20 protein-coding genes and 1 riboswitch are annotated in these 23,817 nt (G+C 56.7%); of the genes, 18 read left to right on the forward strand and 2 right to left on the reverse strand.

The genetic code is table 11. The features are described 5' to 3' along the window. Position 1: 1 nt before the first annotated feature. Together clpB and glsA are read left to right on the forward strand one after the other, a co-directional pair. Positions 2 to 2,575, forward strand: a complete 2,574-nt coding sequence (gene clpB, locus DFG60_RS04775) for an ATP-dependent chaperone ClpB (protein WP_114570602.1) — start codon at positions 2 to 4, stop codon at positions 2,573 to 2,575. A 188-nt stretch (positions 2,576 to 2,763) separates the two neighbouring features. Then, positions 2,764 to 3,696 (forward strand): glutaminase A, encoded by a 933-nt coding sequence (gene glsA / locus DFG60_RS04780; RefSeq protein ID WP_114570603.1) that lies wholly within the window; start codon positions 2,764 to 2,766, stop codon positions 3,694 to 3,696. Here the strand turns inward: glsA and DFG60_RS04785 are convergent. Continuing rightward, complete coding sequence (locus DFG60_RS04785; RefSeq protein WP_114570604.1) at positions 3,693 to 4,463, reverse strand: CHAD domain-containing protein; 771 nt, start codon at positions 4,461 to 4,463, stop codon at positions 3,693 to 3,695. The two genes, glsA and DFG60_RS04785, sit on opposite strands and share 4 nt — an antisense overlap. Before the next feature lie 66 nt (positions 4,464 to 4,529). Here DFG60_RS04785 and DFG60_RS04790 point away from each other — a divergent pair, with 66 nt between their 5' ends. From DFG60_RS04790 to DFG60_RS04810, 5 genes are all read left to right on the forward strand, one after another. Further along, positions 4,530 to 5,888, forward strand: coding sequence for an MATE family efflux transporter (locus DFG60_RS04790; protein WP_114570605.1), 1,359 nt, complete (start codon positions 4,530 to 4,532; stop codon positions 5,886 to 5,888). Beyond that, positions 5,885 to 8,440 carry a bifunctional lysylphosphatidylglycerol flippase/synthetase MprF gene (gene mprF / locus DFG60_RS04795; protein WP_114570606.1) on the forward strand — a complete coding sequence of 852 codons (2,556 nt, stop codon included), beginning with the start codon at positions 5,885 to 5,887 and terminating at the stop codon, positions 8,438 to 8,440. Before DFG60_RS04790 ends, mprF begins: the two co-directional genes overlap by 4 nt. A 71-nt stretch (positions 8,441 to 8,511) precedes the next feature. Continuing rightward, positions 8,512 to 9,657 (forward strand): N-acetylglucosamine-6-phosphate deacetylase, encoded by a 1,146-nt coding sequence (gene nagA, locus DFG60_RS04800; protein WP_114570607.1) that lies wholly within the window; start codon positions 8,512 to 8,514, stop codon positions 9,655 to 9,657. Beyond that, positions 9,657 to 10,412 carry a glucosamine-6-phosphate deaminase gene (gene nagB, locus DFG60_RS04805; protein WP_114570608.1) on the forward strand — a complete coding sequence of 252 codons (756 nt, stop codon included), beginning with the start codon at positions 9,657 to 9,659 and terminating at the stop codon, positions 10,410 to 10,412. Before nagA ends, nagB begins: the two co-directional genes overlap by 1 nt. A gap of 178 nt (positions 10,413 to 10,590) precedes the next feature. Further along, complete coding sequence (locus tag DFG60_RS04810) at positions 10,591 to 11,706, forward strand: LCP family protein (protein WP_114570609.1); 1,116 nt, start codon at positions 10,591 to 10,593, stop codon at positions 11,704 to 11,706. A gap of 56 nt (positions 11,707 to 11,762) precedes the next feature. Here DFG60_RS04810 and DFG60_RS04815 read toward each other — a convergent pair whose 3' ends face one another. After that, entirely contained in the window at positions 11,763 to 12,476 is a 714-nt protein-coding gene (locus DFG60_RS04815; RefSeq protein WP_114570610.1) for a GntR family transcriptional regulator, read from the reverse strand. Positions 12,477 to 12,618: 142 nt separating this feature from the next. On the opposite strand from DFG60_RS04815, the gene DFG60_RS04820 reads away from it, so the two are divergent. The 11 genes from DFG60_RS04820 (at position 12,619) to alr (ending at position 23,806) form a co-directional block, all read left to right on the forward strand. After that, a complete protein-coding gene (locus tag DFG60_RS04820) occupies positions 12,619 to 13,764 on the forward strand; it encodes an alanyl-tRNA editing protein (protein ID WP_114570611.1) in 1,146 nt (381 codons plus the stop codon). Beyond that, a complete protein-coding gene (locus tag DFG60_RS04825) occupies positions 13,761 to 14,198 on the forward strand; it encodes a GNAT family N-acetyltransferase (RefSeq protein ID WP_114570612.1) in 438 nt (145 codons plus the stop codon). Before DFG60_RS04820 ends, DFG60_RS04825 begins: the two co-directional genes overlap by 4 nt. A 116-nt stretch (positions 14,199 to 14,314) precedes the next feature. Continuing rightward, positions 14,315 to 15,517, forward strand: a complete 1,203-nt coding sequence (locus DFG60_RS04830) for an argininosuccinate synthase (protein WP_114570613.1) — start codon at positions 14,315 to 14,317, stop codon at positions 15,515 to 15,517. Next, positions 15,514 to 16,884 (forward strand): argininosuccinate lyase, encoded by a 1,371-nt coding sequence (argH, locus tag DFG60_RS04835; RefSeq protein WP_114570614.1) that lies wholly within the window; start codon positions 15,514 to 15,516, stop codon positions 16,882 to 16,884. The genes DFG60_RS04830 and argH overlap by 4 nt, the downstream gene beginning before the upstream one ends. Before the next feature lie 70 nt (positions 16,885 to 16,954). Continuing rightward, positions 16,955 to 17,131: riboswitch (Lysine riboswitch) on the forward strand. Between the two features lie 115 nt (positions 17,132 to 17,246). Further along, the gene (locus DFG60_RS04840; RefSeq protein WP_114570615.1) at positions 17,247 to 18,446 is read left to right on the forward strand and encodes an aspartate kinase; all 1,200 of its coding nucleotides are present in this window, start codon (positions 17,247 to 17,249) and stop codon (positions 18,444 to 18,446) included. Between the two features lie 12 nt (positions 18,447 to 18,458). Then, positions 18,459 to 19,448 (forward strand): aspartate-semialdehyde dehydrogenase, encoded by a 990-nt coding sequence (locus tag DFG60_RS04845; RefSeq protein ID WP_114570616.1) that lies wholly within the window; start codon positions 18,459 to 18,461, stop codon positions 19,446 to 19,448. Positions 19,449 to 19,485: 37 nt separating this feature from the next. Next, the gene (gene dapA, locus DFG60_RS04850) at positions 19,486 to 20,367 is read left to right on the forward strand and encodes a 4-hydroxy-tetrahydrodipicolinate synthase (protein WP_114570617.1); all 882 of its coding nucleotides are present in this window, start codon (positions 19,486 to 19,488) and stop codon (positions 20,365 to 20,367) included. Beyond that, positions 20,364 to 21,107, forward strand: a complete 744-nt coding sequence (dapB, locus tag DFG60_RS04855; RefSeq protein WP_114570618.1) for a 4-hydroxy-tetrahydrodipicolinate reductase — start codon at positions 20,364 to 20,366, stop codon at positions 21,105 to 21,107. The genes dapA and dapB overlap by 4 nt, the downstream gene beginning before the upstream one ends. Beyond that, positions 21,094 to 21,801 (forward strand): 2,3,4,5-tetrahydropyridine-2,6-dicarboxylate N-acetyltransferase, encoded by a 708-nt coding sequence (gene dapD / locus DFG60_RS04860; RefSeq protein WP_114570619.1) that lies wholly within the window; start codon positions 21,094 to 21,096, stop codon positions 21,799 to 21,801. The genes dapB and dapD overlap by 14 nt, the downstream gene beginning before the upstream one ends. Before the next feature lie 20 nt (positions 21,802 to 21,821). Continuing rightward, a complete protein-coding gene (locus DFG60_RS04865; RefSeq protein WP_232818627.1) occupies positions 21,822 to 22,751 on the forward strand; it encodes a branched-chain amino acid transaminase in 930 nt (309 codons plus the stop codon). A 2-nt stretch (positions 22,752 to 22,753) separates the two neighbouring features. Further along, positions 22,754 to 23,806, forward strand: coding sequence for an alanine racemase (gene alr / locus DFG60_RS04870; RefSeq protein WP_232818628.1), 1,053 nt, complete (start codon positions 22,754 to 22,756; stop codon positions 23,804 to 23,806). Positions 23,807 to 23,817: the final 11 nt, after the last annotated feature.

Below are 23,817 nucleotides of genomic sequence, written 5' to 3' on the forward strand. Positions count from 1 at the left end.
CATGGACTTTGAACGATTGACGGACCGGGCGCACGAGGCGATCGTCTCGGCACAGGCGATCGCAAAGCAGCGCCGGCACAGTGAAATCACGGAATGGCACTTATTGATCGCACTGCTCTCGCAGGACGAAGGCATAGCAAAAATCGTTTTCGAGAAGATGAATCAGGTCCCGCGTGATCTCGAACAGGGTGTAAACGAAGCGCTTGAGCGCCTTCCTGCGCTCGGGCAGGCGACGACCCCGCGAATCAGCAACTCACTCCTCCAAGTGTTCAACGAGGCGGAGGCGGAAGCTCAGGTCATGCAGGACGACTATGTATCGGTCGAACATCTCCTGCTTGCACTCAGCAAACTCAGCAGTCCGGCGAGCGAGTTCCTGCGGCGTAAAGGGATCACGGAAGAGTCGCTGCGCGAAGCGGTCAAGACGATGCGCGGCAACCGGAAAGTGACGACGAAAAATCCGGAAGCGACGTTCGACGTCCTGCGAAAGTACGGCCGAGACCTCGTCGCGGAATTCCGTGCCGGCAAGACGGATCCGGTCATCGGGCGCGACAGTGAGATCCGGCGCGTCATCCGCATACTCAGCCGGAAGACGAAGAACAATCCCGTGTTGATCGGAGAACCGGGTGTCGGGAAGACGGCGATCGTCGAAGGGCTCGCCCAGCGAATCGTGCGCGGGGACGTGCCGGAAAGCCTGAAGAACAAACAGCTGTTCAGTCTCGACATGAGCACGCTCGTCGCCGGGGCGAAGTACCGCGGTGAGTTCGAGGAGCGTCTGCAGGCGGTCCTCGCTGAGATCAAGGAAGCTGAAGGACAAATTCTGCTCTTCATCGACGAGCTGCACACGATCGTCGGTGCAGGGAAGACGGAAGGTGCGATGGACGCCGGAAACATGTTGAAGCCGATGCTCGCGCGAGGCGAGCTGCACTGCATCGGAGCGACGACGCTCGATGAGTACCGAAAGTACATCGAGAAGGATCCGGCGCTCGAACGCCGCTTCCAGCAGGTGCTCGTCGCGGAGCCTGACGTCGAGGATACGATTTCGATATTGCGCGGATTGAAGGAACGATTCGAGATCCACCACGGCGTGCGGATTCATGACAGCGCGCTCGTCGCCGCGGCAACATTATCTGAACGGTACATCACGGACCGCTTCATGCCGGACAAGGCGATCGATCTGATCGATGAGGCATGTGCGATGATCCGGACCGATATGGAATCGATGCCGACCGAGCTCGACACGCTCGTCCGGCGGGTCATGCAGCTTGAAATCGAGGAAGCAGCTTTGAAGAAGGAGACGGACGAAGCGTCGCGGAAGCGATTGTCCGCTCTCCAGCAGGAACTGGGATCGGCACGTGAAGACGAGAGCGCGCTCCGGTCGCGCTGGGAACATGAGAAGGAAAGTTCGCAAAGCGTCCACCTGCTTCGAGCAGAGCTCGAGAAGGCGCGGCTTGCTTTGCAGGAGGCGGAAGGACGCTATGATCTGAATGCCGCTTCTGAAATCAAATATGGTCAGATTCCGGCACTCGAGGTAAAACTCAAAGCGGCGGAGGAGACGGCAGAGACGGTCTCTCATGAACTCGTCCGTGAAGCGGTGACGGAAGAGGAAATCGCTGAAGTCGTCTCGAAGTGGACGGGAATTCCGGTGACACGCCTCGCGCAAGGAGAGCGCGAAAAGCTGCTGCATCTCGAGGATACGCTGCACAAGCGTGTATTCGGACAGGACGAAGCAGTCCGCCTCGTTTCGGACGCCGTCATTCGGGCGCGTGCCGGCATCAAGGATCCGAACCGTCCGATCGGTTCCTTCCTCTTCCTCGGCCCGACCGGAGTCGGGAAGACGGAGCTTGCGAAAGCACTCGCGTCGGCCATCTTCGACAGCGAGGAGCACATCGTCCGTGTCGACATGTCCGAGTATATGGAGAAGCACAACGTCTCGCGGCTCGTCGGGGCCCCTCCCGGTTACGTAGGCTATGAGGAGGGCGGCCAATTGACGGAGGCTGTCCGGCGGAGTCCGTATTCGGTCCTGCTTCTCGACGAGATCGAGAAGGCGCACCCCGACGTATTCAACATCCTTCTCCAACTGTTAGATGACGGGCGTTTGACGGACTCGCAAGGACGGGTCGTCGACTTCAAGAACACGATCGTCATCATGACGTCGAACCTCGGTGCGCAGATTCTGCTTGAGGCGGCGAAGGACGGTGTCATCGACGAGGCGGAGGAAGAAGCGGTACGCGAAGAGTTGAAGCACCGTTTCCGTCCGGAGTTCCTGAACCGGATCGATGATACGATCCTGTTCCATCCGCTTCAGCGGAAGGAGATCGAGCATATCATCGACAAAGCCGTCCGCAAGATGGGTGAACGGCTGGCCGGTCGCGGCATTACGATTGCCGCGACTGATGCCGCGAAGGACTTGATTTTCAATGAAGCGTTCGAGCCGCAGTTCGGGGCACGCCCGATCAATCGGTATATTCAACGGACCGTCGAGACGAAGCTTGCCCGTGCGATCGTTGCCGGACAGGTGTCGGACGGGGCTCACGTTGAAATCGATGCGGACGGTTCGGAACTGGTCATCCGCTGAGTGCCGGATGGCTGTAGCGGAGAAATATGAGATGAGGCCCCTGTTTCCGGATAAGATGACGGAAGAGGGGCCTCATGTCGCGTCCGGACGGTGAGTAGGGACAGCCGCTTTTTCAGAAGAGGCATATTCCACCGGTCGGCAGGCATGGTAAGCTTGAGTCATAAGCAGATTCAAGAGGAGGAGAGACCGTGAACGTCACACAAGAGGAGCTCGAAGCGCTCGTCGCAGAGTGCGGGCCTTACACGGTTCAGGGACAAGTCGCGACATACATCCCTGAACTCGCGAAAGTCGATGGCGGGTTGCTCGGCATCGCCGTGTGTAACTCCGACGGGACCTTCGTCTCGGCAGGGGATGCGGAGACGTTGTTCACCGTGCAGAGCGTGTCGAAAATCATCACCTTGGCTTTCGTGCTTGAGACGTTTGGAGAGGACTATGTTTTCTCACGGGTCGGGATGGAACCGACCGGCGACGCGTTCAACTCGATCGCGAAGCTTGAGGAGACGGTACCGACGAAGCCCCTCAATCCGATGATTAACGCCGGAGCGCTGGCCGTGACAAGCATGCTGCCGGGTGACGGGGCGGAAGACAAGTTCGACCGGCTGCGCGGTTTCATCGCAGATTTGCTCGACATCGAAGTGGAGATGGTGCGCTTCGATCCGGAAGTGGCACGGTCGGAGTATGAGACGACCGACTTGAACAGGGCGTTGCTATACTTCATGCGGCATCACGGTGTCATCGAAGGGGACGTCGAAGAAATCATCGACGTCTACACGAAACAATGTGCCATCCTGACGAATTGCCGTGGTCTTGCGATGATGGGGAAAATTCTCAGTCAATCCGGAAAGACGCCGGCAGGACGACAAGTGATCTCGAGGCGGAACGCGAGAATCATCCGGGCGATCATGACGACCTGCGGCATGTACGATGCGTCCGGCGAGTTCGCGGTCCAGGTCGGATTGCCCGGCAAGAGCGGGGTGTCAGGCGCGATCGTCGCGTGCGGGCGCAGTGACTACGACATGGGAGAGATCGGGATCGGCGTCTTCGGCCCGGCACTCGACATGAAAGGGAACTCGATCGCCGGAACGAAGATGCTCGAGTTGCTCGTCCAGCGTCATCCTTAGATGGGCAACATCTCGAGCTTCGCACGGAGCTCTTCCTCGAGCAATTCTATACGGTTAGACCGGCTGCCTTCCATGCCGCGCGGCGGCGAGAAGGATTGCCAGCGCTCGAGCAGATTGTAGGAATCATTCGCTTCGCCGAGTGCGGTCTGGAGACTTTTCAGCGAGGACGCTTCGTTTGGTATGTCTGCATACGGCTTCAGGTATTCCGTCGTATAGCGGTACATCTTTGTCGACAAGCGCAGTTTATGCATCTCCTTGATATGCTCTTTCGTGCGGGGGACATCAGCATAGCGTTTTTTACGCTTGCGAAAAGGCTTTGCGACTGCGTCGATCAACTCCTCCGGATCCGTACGGCGCAGTTTTCGTGCAAACAGACCGGCAAGGAAACGTCTGACGGTCGCTTCGAATTCGGGAGTCAGGATGAGCTGGAACGTTTCGGTCAGGGTCAGGCGCTTTCCTTGCAACTGGAGCGCGACGTGGTCTTTGAACGCTTGTTCGACCGGCGTATCGGTTCCGCTCGACTCAAGCAGTACATCAAGATCCCGAACTTCGCCTAACACATGCATGAGACGTCTCCATGTCTGATAGACTTCCGTCTCCTCGAAGGAGAGCAGTTTTCCGAACGTCAACAGTTTCCGGAGACGGACACGCGCCTGGTGGACGTCCTCGGAATCTTTGAATTTAACAGACTCACCTGCGTAATGGGTGAAGGTGGACCATGTCTCGAGCAGCTCGAAGACGAGCTTTTCTGAGTCGCGATGTTTCATCCGAAAACCCCCTTTTTGTAGAAAATGAATGAAGGCGTGAAGCCTCGGAATGTGGTGAAATGGACAATGTTCGAAACGTTTACGCTTCAAGAAAAAATGAAACAGTTCTTCAGGATTTTCTTTCCGATTCTCGTCACTCAGGTGGCGTTCTATTTGATCAGCTTCTTCGATACGATCATGGCCGGCAGATACGGCTCGGCGGATCTCGCCGGGGTCGGGGTCGGAGCGAGCCTTTGGGCGCCTGTCTATACAGGTTTGACCGGTATATTGCTTGCCGTCGCGCCGCTCGTCTCGCAGTCGATGGGGGCGCGCAAGGAGCGGGATGTGAAGCATATCGTCATGCAGGCGCTCTATGTGGCGCTTGCTGTCAGCGGAATCACATTCGTGCTCGGGTACTTCCTCGTCGATCCGGTCCTTTCCCGAATGGACCTCTCGGATGAAGGGCGCCGCGTAGCGCGATTCTATCTCGTCTCGCTCGCGTTTGGAATCGTGCCGATGTTCGTCTTCTTCGTCTTGCGGACGCTGATCGACGCGCTTGGGAAGTCGAACGTGACGATGATTCTGCTATTATTCTCTTTACCCTTAAATGTCGGCTTAAACTATCTCTTCATCTTCGGGAAACTCGGGATTCCGGCATACGGCGGTGTAGGTGCCGGAATCGCGACTGCGATCACGTACTGGATCCTCTGCGCCGCGGTAGTCTTCATCGTCCTCAAGGGGGAGTTGTTCCAGCGGCTCGGCGTACTCCGCCATCTCTACCGCCCGGACGGGAAGCGGATCAGGGAGATCGTTCGGCTCGGCGCGCCGATTGGCCTCGCCATCTTTTCCGAGGTGAGCATCTTCTCGGCCGTGACGCTTCTGCTCGGGGCGTATGGCGATGTCGTCATCGGTGCTTATCAGGCGGCCATCAACTTCGCCTCGTTCGTCTACATGATCCCGCTGTCCGCGGCCTCCGCTTTGACGATCACCGTCGGCTTCGAGGTCGGAGCGAAGCGGGTCAAGGACGCGGTCCAGTATATTTGGATCGGGCTTGGTCTCTGTCTTGCGGTCTCGCTCTTTTCCGGTGGTTTGCTTTTTTGGCAGAACGAGGCCGTCGCCGCCCTCTACAGCAATGATCCTGATGTCATTCGTACAGCGGCGCATTTCATGATTCTTGCGATTTTCTTCCAGCTTTCGGACGCGATCGCGGCACCGACGCAAGGCGCGCTCCGCGGGTTCAAGGACGTCAACGTGACGTTCCTGTTGACGATCACCGCATACTGGGTCATCGGATTGCCGCTTGGCTTCTATCTCGAACGGGAGACGGCGCTCGGACCGGACGGATATTGGTGGGGATTGATCGGCGGACTGGCCGTCGGGGCGACATTGTTGCTCGGGCGCTTGATCCAGATCGTCAAGAAAACGAAGGAGGAGGTGACGGAATGAGGAGTGTGAAGAATCGAATCCTGCGCGTCGCTAAGATCGTCCTTCCCGTCTTCCTGATTCTGTTCATCTTCTATCAGGGACAGAATGAGCTGCGTAACCTCTCGCTCCAAAAATCGATCCAGGCGATCCAGCATGTCCCGTCATGGCAGTTCGCCTTGCTCGTCGTCTCCGGTCTGCTCGCTGTCGCGACGATGTATTTTTACGATGTCCTGCTGCTCCGTTCCCTGAAGGCGGATGTACCGCGCGACAGGATTTTTCGGACATCGTGGATCGCGAACTCGTTCAACGGAATCATCGGGTTCGGCGGACTTGCCGGAATCGGTGTCCGCACGGCGCTCTATCGCCCGTACGTCGAAGGAGGGGCGCTGCTCAAGGCGATCGGATGGATGGCGCCGACGCTCGTCAGCGGCTTGTCGATTCTCTCCGGACTGTCGCTGCTGAACGTGTTCCCGGCGTTCGAGGTGCTTGAGATGAAGCGCTGGCTTTGGCCGGTGATCGTCGGCGTGGCGCTGTTCTTTCCGGGTTATCTACTGTTCTCCTTCCGGAGGGGACGGAGCATCCATCCGAAGCAAATCGCCCTCTACTCGCTCGTCTCGCTCGTCGAGTGGTTCAGCGCGGGTGTCGTCGTCTACTTCATCCTTTCAGCGCTTGGGACGGACGTCAGTTTCGCACAGCTGATGGGCGTCTTCATCATCGCTGCGACCGCAGGTTTGATTTCGATGGTCCCTGGCGGTTTCGGTTCGTTCGACCTCGTCTTCTTGATCGGGATGCAGCGGATCGGTGTAGGGGAAGGGATCGTTCTGACAGGACTGTTGATCTACCGCCTCGTCTACTACTTGCTGCCGTTTCTGCTCGGCGTCGTCTTCGCGGCCCGGGAGTTCAGCGGTCCCGTCGTCAAGATGATCGAGGATAAGCCGGTCGTCGGTCCGACGGTCGAAGTCGGCGGAATCATCTGGCGTCTGCAGCTTCGCTTCCTGAGCAGGATTCGCCACTTTGCCCTAGCGCTCATCCACCTCTTGGCGGGCATGTTCATCTGGGGGATTGCGCTGCTGCCGCCCGTTTCATCGCAGGCCGTCTACCTTGAAGAACTTTTTCCGCATGAGATGCTTCTTCTCGGGAACAGCTTCTTTCTCATGAGCGGACTGTTGCTCGTATTGCTTGCTCCGGGCATCTACCGCCACTCGAAACGTTCGCTCTACATGTCATACGGTGCAGCGGCATTCGGATTGCTCGGGGTGCTCGCGCGCGGGCTGAACGTGATTTCAGGAGCGACACTCATCTTCGTCTTCCTGCTGCTGTTCCTCTCACGTAAATCATTTCACCGGGAGCGAACGTTGATCACGTTCGGACGTTTGCTTCGTGCGCTGTTCGTCGTGATGCTCTATCTCGGCAGTTTCTCCTTTTTCGGCTACGCCTTTTGGTCGATTGGTCCGACAGAAGGAGCAGCCGTCTATCCGGCGGAAGAGATTTTCCTGTTCGCCGCAAGTTCGGCGATTTTTACGCTCGTCTACCTGCTTCTCTTCATTCGACTGTTCAACGCCTTCACGCACCCGGTGCTCGGCGAGCCGTACGATCCGGAGCGAATCCGGAGTTGTCTCGAGGAGTATGGCGGCAACTACTTGAGCCATCTCGCGTTCCTTGGCGACAAGCGGTTTTTCTTCTCGGAAAGCGGCCGTTCGTTCATCCAGTTCAGCCAGACGGGAAAACGCGTGATGGTGCTCGGTGATCCGAACGGCGATCCGTCGGAGAACCATCAGATCATCGCGGCCTTCCTCAGACGCGTCGAGGATCTTGGTTATATCCCGAACATCTATCAGATACAGGCGCAGAACATGCCGCTCTATCACGATTTCGGATTCAATTTCTTCAAGCTCGGCGAGGAGGCGATCGTCGATTTGACCACTTTCCATGTCACAGGGAGAAAGAAGGCGGGTCTTCGGTCGATCAAGAACCGGTTCGAGCGGGAAGGGATGACGTTCGAAGTTCTCGCTCCGCCCTATTCGGATGAATTGGTCGCGGAACTTGAAGGGGTCTCGAAAGCATGGCTCGACGGAAAGAGGGAGAAGGGATTCTCGCTCGGTTTCTTCTGTCCCTCCTATCTGGCGCATGCCCCGCTCGGTGTGATGCGCGATGCTGATGGAAAATTGCTTGGCTTCATGAGTCTCATGCCTGCCTATCAGGAAGGTGTGCTTTCGATTGATCTGATGCGTTTCTTGCCGGACGGTCCGAACGGAATCATGGACGCGATGTTCATTCGTCTGTTCGAGTGGGCGAAAGAAGAGGGATATACGACGTTCAACATGGGGATGGCCCCGCTTTCGTCGGTCGGCGAGGACGAGACGTCATTCTGGCAGGAACGGATCGCAGGCGACGTCTTCAACAATATCCGTTACATGTACAGCTTCACCGGCCTGCGCCGCTATAAGGAGAAGTACGATCCGAAGTGGGAAGGACGTTACCTGGCCTACCGGAAGAATCAGTCCCTTGCGATGGCCATCTGGAAAGTGACCCGGCTGATCAGCAGAAAGTCGGACAAAATCATTTTTCCATGAATGCGGGTAATGTATACTAACGGTTTTCTGAAACGTTGGGGGAATATGCCTGGACAGAGAGGAAGAGTGCTATGCCAGTTATCATCAATGCGCGAATCTACACGGGGGAAAGCGTGATACGAAACGGTTTCATCCATTTCAATGAGACGATCGAGGAAGTCGGTTCGATGGACCAGTATGCCGGACGGGAGGGAGAAGTCATCGATGCGGCCGGTCGCGACGTCATCCCCGGCATGATCGACATCCATGTACATGGCGGCTACGATGTCGATGCGATGGATGCGGATGCGGATGGATTGCGGCGGCTTGGACGGGAGATGCTCAAGGAAGGCGTCACGTCGTTCTTCGCGACGACGATCACCCAAGGGACGGAAGAAATCATGCGTGCGCTTGAAGAAGCTGGTCCACTCGTCGCAGATCCGTCGACGACGGTAGAAGGGATTCATCTTGAGGGACCATTCGTCAATCCGGACTACGCGGGAGCACAACCGAAAGAACATATCATACCGCCGGACGCCGAGCTGTTCAGACGTTTCCAGGAAGCGTCTGGGTATACGATCAGACTCGTCACATATGCACCGGAGCAGGAAGGTGCCCGATTGCTTGAAGCGGAGATGCGCAAGTCCGGTGCGATCGGATCGGCCGGCCACACGGCTGCGACGCTTGCTGAGAACCGGGCTGCCGGTGTGAAACACGGCACACATCTCTACAACCAGATGCGGGCGATGCATCACCGGGAACCCGGGACGGTCGGCTATTGCCTGCTTGAGCGCGACGTCAACGTCGAAATCATCCCGGACGGAGTCCACAGTGTCAGGGAGATGGTCGATCTCGCTTACCGGATGAAGGGCGCTGAACACCTGCTCGTCATCACGGATGCGATGCGGGCGAAAGGACTCACTGACGGTTCATATGAGCTCGGCGGACAAGCCGTCATGGTAGAGAACGGTGCCGCGCGCCTGGCGGAAGGGAATCTCGCGGGAAGCGTGCTGCGGATGGATACAGCGCTCCGCAACATCATCGATTATACGGGATGTACGCTCGAAGAGGCTGTCATGATGACGTCCGTCAATCAGGCCAAGGAATTCGGTCTTGCGCAAAAAGGTGGTATCGCTGCCGGGAAGGATGCCGATCTCGTCCTGCTCAATCAAGGGTATGTCGAATACACGATTCACCGCGGAATGATTCACCGTTTCACAGAAGGGGGAGAAGCATGATGAGATGGATGATCGTAAGGAACGACGAGGACCTGGCATGTGTCGCGTATAAAGTAATCAGGAACGAGATGATGGCGCATCCGGAAGGAATGACGATCGGGCTCGCGACCGGCAGCTCTCCGATGGGCGTCTACGAGGAATGGCGAAAGGATGACATCGACTGCAGCCATGTGACGACAGTGAACCTCGACGAGTATGTGGGATTGCCGCTCGATCATCCGAACAGCTACCACTCCTTCATGCAGGAGTATCTGTTCGATTATGTGAAGTTCAAGGAATCCTATATTCCGGACGGGACCGCCGATCCGGTTGAGGAGAGTGCACGCTATGAGGATCTGGTCCGCAAGCTCGGAGTCGATCTGCAACTTCTCGGCATCGGTTCGAACGGGCATATCGCCTTCAATGAGCCGGGAACGCCGTTCGATACGAAGACGCACGTGACGAGACTGACCGAATCGACGCGCAGGGCGAACCAGCGATTTTTCGAACGGATCGAGGACGTGCCGGTCGAGGCGATCACGATGGGAATCGGGACGATCATGCGGGCGAAGAAAATCGTCCTCGTCGCCTCGGGTGAAAGAAAAGCTGAAGCAGTCCGCCAGATGCTCGAAGGAGAAGAGACGACGGAATGTCCGGCGACGATTCTGAAGCATCACGAGGACACGCTCGTCATTCTCGATGAGGCGTCTGCCGCCTCTCTTTCGGAAGAAACGAAGCGAAGAGGAAGAGTGGCGTTCGAAGCGTTCGAGTGCTGAAGGCTTATTTCGAAGAGGTTGCGTTCTTGACGGACGCAGCCTTTTCTTATTGAAGTGTTTCAATGTTTCGTGTTTGTTACAGACGGGAATCAAACGTAAATTGACTTTTCAAGGAATGTACGGATAATGAATACTAGCGATTAAACACGAAAATCAATCAGAAAATGAGGATGACACTATGCAGACGAGATCCACCAGACGAAGGCAGCCGAGCGGAGGGAAGATTTTCCTGAAGATGCTTGCGGCTCTCCTGCTCATGCTGACGATTGCTGCCTCCGGCTACGCTGGGGCGGTCTTTTATAAAGCGCAAGAGACGATGGCGAAGACACAAATCAAATTCCCGGGTGCAAAGGAAAGTTCAGCCTTCGATGGCACACCTGCCGAATCTTTCCTTATCCTTGGGACGGATGAGACGAAGGCGAGCAAGGCACGGAACGAACCGGCACGATCGGATGTCATGGTCGTCGCGATTTTGAACAAGAAGACGAACCAGCTCGTCCTGACGAGCATCCCGCGCGATTCGCTCGTCGACATCGACTATACGAACTACGATGTACCTTACGGCAAGACGGGTCTCGAACAGGACAAAATCACGCATGCGCATTACTTCGGTTCGATGGATACGTCGAACTCATACAACGGGATCAAACTGGCCCGTGAGACGACGGAGAACCTTCTCGGTATTCCGATCAACCACGTCGTCAAGATCAACTTCCAAGGCTTCGTCCAGCTAATCGATGCGATGGGCGGGGTCGATATCGATGTCCGCTATGCGTTCAAGGAACAAGATTCCAATCGAAAAGCAGGTACGGTGACCGTCGAGAAGGGGATGCAGCATCTGACGGGCGAACAGGCACTCGCCTATGTCCGGAACCGGCACGATGATCCGCTCGGTGATATCGGCCGCGGACAGAAACAGATGCAGGTCATCCAGGCTGTCGCGAAGGAAGCGGCAAGCTTCAGTTCACTCGGCAAGTACCGTCAAGTTCTCGATGCGGTCGGCGACAACGTCGAGACGAACCTCGGGTCGAACGATTACACGCGTCTGATCGATTACGGATCAGCGCTCCGCAATACGATGCAGTATCAGTTGAGCGGTGAAGGTTACCGTGGAGTCACAGGGAAGTGGGAATACCATCTCGACGCCAACCAGCTGGAACAGGTGAAGGCTAACCTTTCAAAGGCAATGAACGGTCAGGAGGTCGCGCCAATCGAGGAAGCTGTTCCTGCGAACGAGGACGGGACGGAACAGGTACCGACAGAGGATGCGCCAGTAGAAGAGACGATTCAATGAATGAATAACTGAAAGAGGCTTCAGGTCCGAATAGACCTGAAGCCTCTTTTTCATCGTCAGCGGTGAACCGTTTCAAACGCCAGTCCCGGATCGCCACCTTCAAAGACAGTGAGGACATAGGCGAACGGCTGGCCCGAATCAAGGAACGCCTCCTGTGCGACGGACAGGACAGGTGCCGCCTTCGAGAGGGACAGCAGACGCGCTTCCTCCGTGTTAGCGAGACGCGCGGAAATGGTTTGCAGCGATCGACTGATCGGCAGTCCCCCGGCTTCCGCAATCGCAAGAAGCGGACGTGCTTTCATCGTTCTGTCGAGCTGCAGGAGGTGAAGCGAGACGAAGACCGACTCGATCGCTTGAGGGCGTCCGCTCTTGGAACAAAGGCGTCGCACCTCCTGGATGTTAGCGCCGACAGGTACCGCAAGTTTCCGGGCGAGAAGCGGATTTGCCGTCACGACCTCATCCGAAAGCAATTCGTACACTTCCGTTTCAGAGGCAGCGTCACTCCCTGAAAAGGTGAGCGGAGCAGAAGCGTGACTGTCCGCGACGAACGTCCCGCGCCCTTTTTGACGAATGAGCAGCCCGGAATGGACGAGATTCGAAATCGCCTGTCTGACGGTCATCCGGCTGATTTGATGGATTTCGGCGAATTCCCGCTCCGACGGGAGAAGGTCTCCCGGTCGCAATGTCCCTTCTTCGATTCGCTGCTTCAACTGCATCTCGATTTGATGATAGATGGGAAGCGGTGAATTTTTGTCGATTGGCTGGATCACTGTTTATTCATCCCTTCCCACGTATGCTTTTCTAATGACAGTGTACTAAGAAATGGAAAGACTCACCACTAAAAGGACGGGCACGGAACAGAAAAAATGTGGCATAATCATACGTATAGTTTCAAGAGGAGGAAATCATCACATGCGATTAGATCAACTGCATCCTGACGTAAGCTCATTCGAGACGACCGTCGCAGGAGAAAAAGAGCAGGCCGGCTACTGGGTCGCGCTCGACGAAACTTATTTCTATCCTGAGAGCGGCGGGCAGCCTGCGGACCGCGGCACGCTGAACGGTCAACAGGTGCTCGACGTGCAACAGGACGGGGGAATCGTCTGGCACAAGCTCGAAAAAGCGCTGTCCGGAAAGGTCAAAGGGGAAATCGACCGGACGACAAGGGTCGATCATGCTGCGCAACATACGGCCCAGCACGTCATTTCTGCGATTTTACAAGACGAGTTCTCGATTCCGACCGTCAGTTTCCGGACAGGCAGCGCGGAGTCGACGCTCGACATCGATTGTCCTCATTGGACAGAGGAGCTCGAAGTACGACTGATGCGACGTCTCCGGGAGGTCATCCGGGAGAATCTTCCCGTCACGACGCGCGACTATCCGGAAGAAGAAGCACTCGCCCTGCCGCTCAGAAAGGCACCGCAAGTGACCGGGACCATCCGTGTCGTTCAAATCGGTGAACTGGATTACAGCGCTTGCGGCGGCAGCCACCTGAAGTCGACCGCTGCGCTTGGGCTCGTCCTGTTGACCGGAGTGGAGAAAGTCAGGGGTAACGTCCGTCTGAGCTACGTCGCTGGAGAGCGTGCCTATACGCTACTTGACCGCGAGCGCTCAGCACTCGTGGCGGCGAGCCGGCTGCTCTCCTCGAAGAAGGAAGAAGTTCCGGATGCGATCCTGGCGCTGAAGCAGGAGGTCGCCACACTCGAAGGACAAGTCGATATTCTGCGCGAACAGCGGGTCGAACAGGATGTCAGCAGGTTGATGAACGAAGAATCGGTCATTCAACTTCATCACGCGAACGAGGACGTTGCTTATTCGGAACGGCTCGCGAAACGGCTCGCCGACGCCGGAAAAATCGCACTCGTCTGGAACGAGGCGGCTTTGAAGTTGTTCGTCGCAGGTGATTCGCAGCTTCATCTCGGTAAATGGGCGAAAGCGAACCTGTCGGCCTTCGATGGCAGAGGCGGAGGAAATGAACGGATGGCACAAGCCGTGTTCCCGAGCAAGGAGCAGGGATGGTCATGTGCAAGTACGTGGAGAGAGGAATTGGTCAAATGACAGTCATTCAAGTAAACACGGCAGAGCAACGGCGGGCAGTACGCTGGATTCGTGAGAGAGTATTCGTCGAGGAACAGGGGGTACCACGCGAGCTCGAGTACGATGAGCACGATGCGACGGCGATCCATCTGCTCGTCCTCGATGAGAATGGACGTCCGGTCGCGACCGGGCGCACCCGCCCATATGATGAGGATAAGATGAAAGTCGAGCGTGTTGCGACGATCGCGGCGCTGCGCGGAAAAGGATTCGGATACGAGTTGATGTCCGCGATGGAGCGTGTCGCACGCCGTGAAGGACGGATGATCCTGACGTTAGGGGCGCAAGTTCAGGCGATTCCTTTCTACGAACGACTCGGTTACTCAATCGTCTCGGAAGAATTCGAAGATGCCGGCATCCCGCATCGGACGATGGAGAAACGGATCGAGGAGAATTGATTTTCGAAAGAAATCCTTGAAAAAGGGTTTCTTTTTTTTGAAATCTATGTATATATATAATTCATAATGAATTTTTATACAGATACATGCATTCGCATCCAGGGAGGAAAATGAACATGAAACCAAAATTGATCCTAGCGTATTCCGGCGGTCTCGATACATCCGTCGCCATCAAATGGCTGAGCAGCACCCATGACGTCATCGCACTTTGTCTCGATGTCGGAGAAGGGAAGGACCTTGCGAAGATCAAGGAGAAGGCGATCCAGGTCGGAGCTGTCGAATCGATCGTCCTCGACGTCAAAGACGAGTTCGCGAAAGGATTCGTCCTCCCGGCGCTACAATACGGTGCGCATTACGAAGGCGCCTACCCGCTGATCTCTGCGCTTTCCCGCCCGTTGATCGCAGAGAAGCTCGTCCAGGTGGCGCACGAACACGGTGCATCCGCAGTCGCCCACGGCTGCACGGGAAAAGGGAACGACCAGGTCCGCTTCGAGGTGTCGGTCGCTGCGCTCGACCCATCACTCGAGGTCATCGCACCGGTCCGGGAATGGAAATGGTCACGTGAGGAGGAAATCGAATATGCGAAGGCGAACGAGATTCCGATTCCGATCGACCTCGACAGCCCGTATTCGATCGACATGAACCTCTGGGGACGCAGCAACGAATGCGGTCTGCTCGAGAACCCGTGGACGGAACCGCCTTACGACGCGTATGCGCTGACGGTCGCACCGGAGGAAGCGCCGGATACACCGGAAGAGCTGATCATCGGTTTCGAGCAGGGTGTTCCGGTCTCAGTCAACGGCAAGGGGTATCCGCTCGCTGAACTGATTTCCGAGCTGAACGAAATCGCAGGAGCACACGGTGTCGGTCGGATCGACCACGTCGAGAACCGCCTCGTCGGCATCAAGTCGCGTGAAGTCTACGAATGCCCGGGAGCGACGGTCCTGCTCAAGGCCCATGCAGCGCTCGAGACGATCACGCTGACGAAGGACGTCGCACACTTCAAACCGCTCCTCAGCAAACAATATGCAGAGACGATCTATAACGGCTACTTCCATGCGCCGCTGACGAAAGGGCTGCTTGCCTTCCTCGAAGCGACGCAAGCAGACGTCACCGGTGAAGTGCGTATCAAACTGTACAAGGGCAGCGTCACGGTCACAGGACGCAAGTCGCCTGTCTCACTCTATGATGAGAAGCTTGCGACGTACACGAAAGAGGACGCATTCGATCACGATGCAGCGAAAGGATTCATCAAGCTGCATGGTCTCGCGATCGAGACACATGCCTCCGTTCACCGGAAGGAAGGCGTGACGAAATGACGAAACTTTGGGGAGGACGCTTCACGGAACAGGCTTCGGCACAGGCGGAACAGTTCGGAGCCTCGATTGGCTTCGACCAAAAACTGGCCAGCGTCGATCTGCGCGGCAGCCTCGCCCACGCCCGGATGCTCTATGAACAGGGCATCCTCGCGAAGGAGGAATGGGAGCAGATCGAGCAGGGGCTGAATAAGCTGACCGAGACGCTCGATACGCATGTTTATACGATTCAGGATGAGGACATCCATATGAATCTCGAGCGCCTTCTGACCGAAGAAATCGGACCGGTCGCAGGCAAGCTCCACACGGCGCGTAGCCGGAACGACCAGGTCGCGACCGACCTCCATCTTTGGATGGAGGAGCACATCAATGCACTGATCGAGGCGATCGAGGGACTCCAGTCTGTGATGACGGTCCAGGCAGAGACGCATGTCGAGACGATCATGCCGGGTTATACGCACCTGCAGCGGGCACAACCGATTTCGCTCGCGCATCATCTGCTCGCCTACTTCTGGATGCTCGAGCGGGACAAGGAACGCCTGAAGGACAACTTGAAGCGTGTCCGTGTCTCGCCGCTCGGAGCCGGTGCGCTCGCCGGGACGACGTTCCCGATCGACCGGTTCCGCTCAGCAGAACTGCTCGGCTTTGAAGCGGTCTACCCGAACAGCCTCGATGCCGTCTCGGACCGAGACTTCGTCATCGAGTACCTCGCCATCGCTTCGACCATCATGATGCATCTGTCGCGCTTTTGTGAGGAAATCATCTTATATGCGACACAGGAATTCTCGTTCATCGAGTTGTCGGATGCCTTCTCGACCGGATCGAGCATGATGCCGCAAAAGAAGAATCCCGACTTCGCTGAATTGATTCGCGGAAAGACGGGACGGGTATATGGAAACCTGATGGGGTTGCTTACGACAATGAAGGGCTTGCCCCTTGCCTATAACAAGGACATGCAAGAGGACAAGGAAGGTGTTTTCGACACGGCAGACACGGTGTTGCAATCCGTCCAGATTTTCACAGGAATGCTTGAATCCGCACGGTTCAAGACCGAAGCGCTTGAGAAGGCGACGACGCAAGACTTCTCGAATGCAACGGAACTGGCGGATTATCTCGTGACGAAGGGCGTACCATTCCGAAACGCGCATGAGATCGTCGGGAAGGCTGTCCTTCACTGTGTGGGACAAGGATGCTACCTGAAGGATCTGCCGCTTTCGACCTATCAGTCCTTCCACCCGGACATCACGGAAGAAGTCTACGACCTGCTCACCCCAGAGCAGGCAGTCGCCCGCCGCGCGAGCTACGGCGGTACGGGGTTCGATGCGGTGCGCACACAGCTCAGTGAAGCCAAGGCAAAAATCGCGAATTGACTGAAAATCAGAAAAATCGGTTAAAGCACTGGATTTTCATGAATTTGTTTGCTATAACTGTAACTAACAACCGACAGATAGAGGCGCGGATGACATCAGTAGCTCGTTCAGACAGGCAAGCATGCCGAACGGAGTGAAAGGGGAAATCCGCCGAAGTGAACGAAGAAATGCTTTTCTTCGCTTGCTGGTACACCGGTTAAGAGCCGTCGTACTGCCGAAACACATGTTTCGGAGCGCTATCTTACGTAAAAGAACGGAAGACGATGTCTCCGTTTGTCCGGACGTGTAAGCGACGGGCCGTAGGAACGCTCCTACCGGCCCGTCGTTTTTTTCTGTTTCGGGACAAAAAGGAGACTAGGATTGTGACAACTGTACTCAAATTCGGGGGGAGCTCGGTCGCGACGGTCGAGCAGATCCAAGCAATCGCAAGTTACTTGAAAGGGCGGGCGGATGCGGGCGAGAAACTCGTCGTCGTCGTATCCGCGATGGGTAAGATGACGGATTCTCTGATCGCGCAGGCAAGGACGATCACGGATCGGCCGGAACGGCGTGAACTCGACCGGCTTCTTGCGATCGGAGAGGAGCAGACGATCTCGCTCCTGAGCATCGCGCTCAATTCGCTCGGGACGAAGGCGCTGTCGCTGACCGGCGCACAGGCCGGCATCAGCACGATGGGACTTCACACGAAGAGTAAGATCAAGCAAATCAACGGGGAGCTGCTCCGCGAGAAGCTCGTCGTAAACGACGTCATCATCGTCGCCGGTTTCCAAGGCGTCAATGAACACGGAGACGTCACGACGCTCGGGCGTGGCGGTTCGGACACGACGGCTGTCGCGCTCGCTGCGGTCCTCGACAAGCGGTGTGAAATCTACACGGATGTCGACGGCGTCTATACAGCCGATCCGCGCGTCCATAAGACGGCGAAGGCGATCGACCGCATCTCATACGATGAGATGATGGAGATGAGCGCCCTCGGGTCGAAAGTGATGGAGATGCGCAGCGTCGAGCTCGGGAAAAAATACGGAGTACACATTTTCGTCGGGAAGACACTCGACTCACAAAAGGGGACATGGATCATGGAAGCAACGGAAACGATGGAACAGAAGGTCGTCTCGAGCGTCAGCGTCACGAAGAACGTGCTCAGCGTCTCGATCAAGCACGTGCCCCAGACGGATTCGGCTGTCGCAGATATCTTCGAACTCTTGTCGAATCGCCATGTCAACATCGATATGATCAGTCAGACGACGTTCGACGGGGATGTCTTCCTTTCCTTCACTTGCCCGCTCGATGAGGAGGAGTTCCTTGAGGAAGCGCTCGGAGACATCATGAACCGCTTCACGACGGTCAAGGTCGACCGGCACGATCAGCACGCGAAGCTGTCTGTCGTCGGCATCGGGATGCGGGACGCGACAGGAGTCGCATCGCGACTGTTCGCGATCTTCCGCGCCGAGGCGATCCCGTTCTATCAAGTCACGACTTCTGAAATCAGCATCTCGTACACGATTGCCCAGTCCGATGTCGAGCGGACGGTCGCTGCGATCGCGCACGCATTCGAACTGTAAGGAGGAAACAAGATGTATCACGTAGCAGTCATCGGCGCGACAGGCGCCGTCGGTCAAAAAATGTTGCAAGTACTCGAAGAGTTGGACTTCCCGGTCAGCACGCTTTCGGCCTACGCTTCGGAACGTTCTGCCGGGGGGACGGTCTCCTTCAAAGGACAGGACGTCACGATCAAGGCACTCTCACCTTCGATCACGGAAGACGGCATCGATGTCGCCTTGTTCGCGGCGGGCGGAACGGTCAGTGAACAGTACGCGCCGCTGCTCGCAGAGAGCGGTACACTCGTCGTCGACAACTCGAGCGCGTTCCGGATGCGGGATGACATCCCGCTCGTCGTACCGGAAGTCAATCCGGAAGTGATCACGGCTGAGAGCCGCCTGATCGCGAATCCGAACTGCTCGACGATCCAGTCGGTCGTCGCGCTCGCGCCGCTGACGCCGCTCGGCATCACGCGCGTCAACTATACGACGTATCAGGCCGTGTCGGGCTCAGGACAAAAAGGAATCGAGGACCTCGCGCGCGGCGAACGCGGTGAGGAGCCGGTCAACTATCCGCATCCGATCTACGACAACATTCTGCCGCACATCGACGTGTTCCTTGAGAACGGGTATACGAAGGAAGAGCAGAAGATGATCGACGAGACGCGAAAAATTCTGCAGATGCCGGAATTACCGGTCTCAGCGACATGTGTCCGCGTCCCGGTCAAGAATGCCCATTCGGTCGCGATCAACGTCACGTTCGAGCAGGAGACGACGGTCGAGGCGATCCGCAGTCTTCTCAGCGGTGCCCCGGGCGTCGTGCTCATCGACGACGTTCGAAACAACGCCTATCCGATGCCGCTCGACGCGAGCGGTACTGACGACGTCTACGTCGGACGGATTCGCCGGGATGACAGCATGAAGAACACATTCCATCTCTGGTGCGTCGCCGACAACATCCGAAAAGGCGCAGCGACGAACGCAGTCCAAGTCGCCCTCCAAGCGGCTGGGACGACGATCCGCTGACAAACACGGAAGATGAATACAGAAGGAGGAGAATGATATGTTTACAGGAGCAGGGACAGCACTCGCGACACCTTTCAATGAAGAAGGAAACATCGACCTTAAAGTGTGGGAACAATTGATCGAACAACAAATCGAAGCCGGGATCCAAGCGCTCGTCGTCGGCGGGACGACCGGGGAAGGTTCGACGCTCACCGCGGAAGAATTCGAGACGCTTCTCAAGGAAGCGGTCCGTATCACTGCCGGCCGGGTGCCGGTCATCGCGGGTACAGGGACGAACAATACAGCCCAGACGATCGAAAAGACGAAAAAAGCGTCAGAACTCGGCGCGGACGCGGCGATGCTCGTGACGCCTTACTACAATAAGACGTCTCAAGCCGGACTCGTCGCACACTTCACGGCTGTCGCGGATGCGGTCGATCTCCCGATCATGCTCTACAACGTCCCTTCACGGACCGGCGTAGCCATCTCGGTCGATACGGCCGTGACGCTCGCTGCCCATCCGAACATCCAGGCGTTCAAGGAGGCGAGCGGTGACGTCAGCTACATGGGGGAACTGATGAGCCGGATCCCGGTCGACTTCGCCGTCTTCTGCGGGAACGACGATCAGATCCTGCCGTACATGGCATGGGGCGCACAAGGTGTCATCTCGGTCTTGTCGAACCCTTACCCGAAAGAGACGCAGGCGCTTGCGACGGCCTTGCTTGAGGACGACTACAAGACGGCCCGGAAGATTCAGGGAGATCTGATGCCGGTCATCGCTGCTCTATTCAACGACGTCAATCCGATTCCGGTCAAGGCGGCGCTCGAGGAGATCGGGATCCCGGTCGGTGCCCCTCGCCTGCCGCTCGTCCGGCAGTCGGAAGAAGGTCTTGCTCACTTGCTCGAGACGATGAAGGCATACAAGGGCGTGGCGCAATGAGGCTCGCGATCCACGGATTCGGTGCGACGGGACAACATATCCTCGAGCTTGCCCGCGACGAGGTCGTCGCGGTCGTCGATCGCTCACGGGAAACAGAAGTCCCGACGTACCGGACTCTCGGCGAGATGAAGGAGACGGTCGACGCAGTGATCGATTTCTCACATCCGAGTCAGCTGACGAACCTGCTTGCGTACGGCATCGAAAACGGGACGCCGCTCGTCATCGCGACGACCGGTTACTCGGAAGCGGAGCTCGGACGGATAAAGAAGGCGGCAGAACAGATTCCGATCTTCCAGTCGTACAACATGTCATACGGCATCGCACTGATGCAGCAACTGCTCAAGCTGATCGTACCGCTCGCTACGAACTACGACATCGAGATGATCGAGAAGCATCATAACAAGAAGGTTGACGCTCCGAGCGGGACAGCTGAATTGCTCCTTCGGACGATTCAGGAGCTCCGTACCGTCCACCCCGTCTATGAACGCGAGTCGACGCGCGAGAAACGCGGAACGGATGAAATCGGGATGCACTCCGTTCGTGGCGGGACGATTTTCGGCGAACACGAAGTGTTGTTTGCCGGAACGGACGAGCTGATCGAACTGAAGCATACGGCACTATCGAAGAAGGTATTCGCAGCGGGCGCCATCAAGGCGGCGGCAGCACTCATTCAAAAACCAGCCGGTCTCTACACGTTGGAGACGCTGTACACACAGGAGGATTCCCATGCTACTAACTGATGCTTATGAAATCGCGAAATTCATCAAGGACGCAAAAAAACAGACTCCGGTCAAACTCTATGTCAATGGTGATCTTGCAGGCCTCTCGATCGAGGGCGCGACAGCTTTTGGAACAGATTCTTCGAAGATTTTCTTCGCTGATGCAGGACTTGCGGCAGAGTTCTTAGAAAAGTATTCAGATCGCATCACGGATGTACACGTCGAATATGACCGTCGCAACAGTGCCGTGCCGATGCTCGACACACGCAACATCAACGCGCGGATCGAGCCGGGCTCATGGATTCGGGACCACGTCCAGATCGGTGACAACGCCGTTATCATGATGGGTGCGATCATCAACATCGGTGCCGTGATCGGTGACGGGACGATGATCGACATGAACGCTGTCGTCGGTGCGCGCGGAACGATCGGAAAGAACGTACACGTCGGCGCAGGCGCAGTGGTCGCAGGAGTTCTCGAACCGCCTTCGAAGACGCCGGTCATCATCGAGGATGAAGTGTTGATCGGAGCGAACGCCGTCATTCTCGAAGGTGTCCGCGTAGGGAAAGGAGCGGTCGTCGCAGCAGGCAGCGTCGTCACAGAAGACGTCCCTGCAGGCACTGTCGTCGCCGGTACTCCAGCACGTGTCATCAAACAGAAAGATGCGAAAACAGAAGAGAAAACTCAACTGGTGGACGATCTTCGTTCACTCTGATTGACGAGGAGGAAACACACATGGCAATGGAACAATACGGAGAAGCAATCTGGCTTGATGGGGTCTTTCATGATCCGAAGGACGCGAACACGAGCGTCATGTCGCACGCTATCCACTACGGAAGCGGATTCTTTGAAGGGATCCGGGCGTATGCGACGCCGGACGGTCCGGCGATTTTTCAACTGAAGGAACACATTGAACGACTCTTCCGAAGTTGTGCCTATTACCATGTCACGATTCCTTACACTGTGGATGAACTCGTCCAAGCGACGATCGATTTGGTCGATCGGAACGGATTCGAAGCGTGCTACATCCGTCCGTTCGTCTTCCTTGGCACGCCATGGCAGGCGCTGATGGCGAAAGATACGGAAGTACACGTCGGCATCTCCTGCTGGCAACTCGGTGAGTATTTCGAAAAAGGAACGGGCATCCGGGCGAAAGTCGCGTCCTACCGCCGCGTCTCCTCGACGATGATGCCGATGCAGGCGAAGGCGGCAGCCAACTATATGAACTCCCAGCTGTTGAAGGGGGAGGCGCTTCGTGACGGCTTCGACGAAGCAATCGCACTCGATATGAACGGGAACGTCAGTGAGGCGAGCGTCGCGAACCTGTTCCTCGTCAAAGGAAACAAAATCTCCACACCGTCGCTCGACTGCTCAGTCCTCGACGGCATCACGCGCCAGGCGATCATGCGGATCGCCCGCGATCAAGGATACGAAGTCATCGAGCGTCATATCGGACGCGATGAGCTTTACGTCGCGGACGAGATCTTCCTGACAGGGACGGCCGCTGAAATCACGAGCGTCGCAGAGATCGATCATATCTCGATCAACGGCGGACGCAACGATGTCGCGAACGAACTTCTCGGCCTCTATCGCAAAGCCGCGACAGGCCATCTTGAAGAATATGCAGGCTGGCTGACATATGTGACGCCAGCTGTGGCGGAATGACGATGCGTACGCTCGTCACGATCAACCGGGAGGCGGTGCGTCGTAATGTCGCATCCGTCTACGACCGGTCGAACAAGGAAATCTTTGCCGTCGTAAAAAACAACGCCTATAACCTCGGGATGCGCGAGATGGTCGAGACACTCATGGATGCTGGAGTACGGCATTTTGCTGTCGCCGAGATGTATGAAGCAATTGAAATCAAAACGAATTTTCCGGACAGCTATTGTCTCGCGATGAATCCTGTGGACACGTTCGATGATGCTCGCAAGTACGGCATCGCGCTTGGTATCGCTTCAAGTGAATGGGTCGAACGCCATGCGGATGAATTGTCTGGCATCGAGCTTCATCTGAAGGTCAACGTCGGGATGAACCGTTTTGGTATCAGTTCGCTCGAAGAGGCGGAAGCGGTGCTTGCGCTTTCCGTGAAGCATGATTTGAAGCTGACGGGGCTCTACACGCACTTCCCGCTTGCTGATGAGCCGGAGGCGGACCACGACAGTCAGGTTGATGCCTTCGTAACGATCGCGGACGCGCTTCGTGCGCGGCATGTATTCGACTACATCCATTCCGAGAACAGTGCGACGTTGGTCAAACGGGATCCGCGTCTCGCCTTCTGCAACTATGTACGCCCCGGCATCTTCCTGTTCGGCTATTCGCCGATTGAAGCGATGGACTGGCTCGTCCCGTCGCTCCGGATGACGACCGAGGTCGTCATGATCCGGGACGTCGCACCGGGGAAACACGTCGGATACGGGACATCGTTCACGACGGAGACGGCGACGCGGGTCGCGATGCTTCCGGTCGGATATGGTGACGGTGTCGTCCGGGCGAGGAAGGCGCTTCCTGTCATCATCAATGGGAAAACGTATCCGATCATCAGCAAACTGTTCATGAGCCACACGTTCGTCGCCGTCGACGATGATGTCGCCGTCGGAGACGAGGTCGTACTGTACGGGGACGGGATCGAAATAGACGACATCACGCGGACGGGTGCCGCGAACAATTCGGAACAGATGTGTGCGCGCTCCTGGCGCCTCGCACATCGCTATATCTAAGGGGGATGCAA

The organism is Exiguobacterium flavidum, assembly GCF_003344535.1.
Taxonomy (GTDB): domain Bacteria; phylum Bacillota; class Bacilli; order Exiguobacteriales; family Exiguobacteriaceae; genus Exiguobacterium_A; species Exiguobacterium_A flavidum.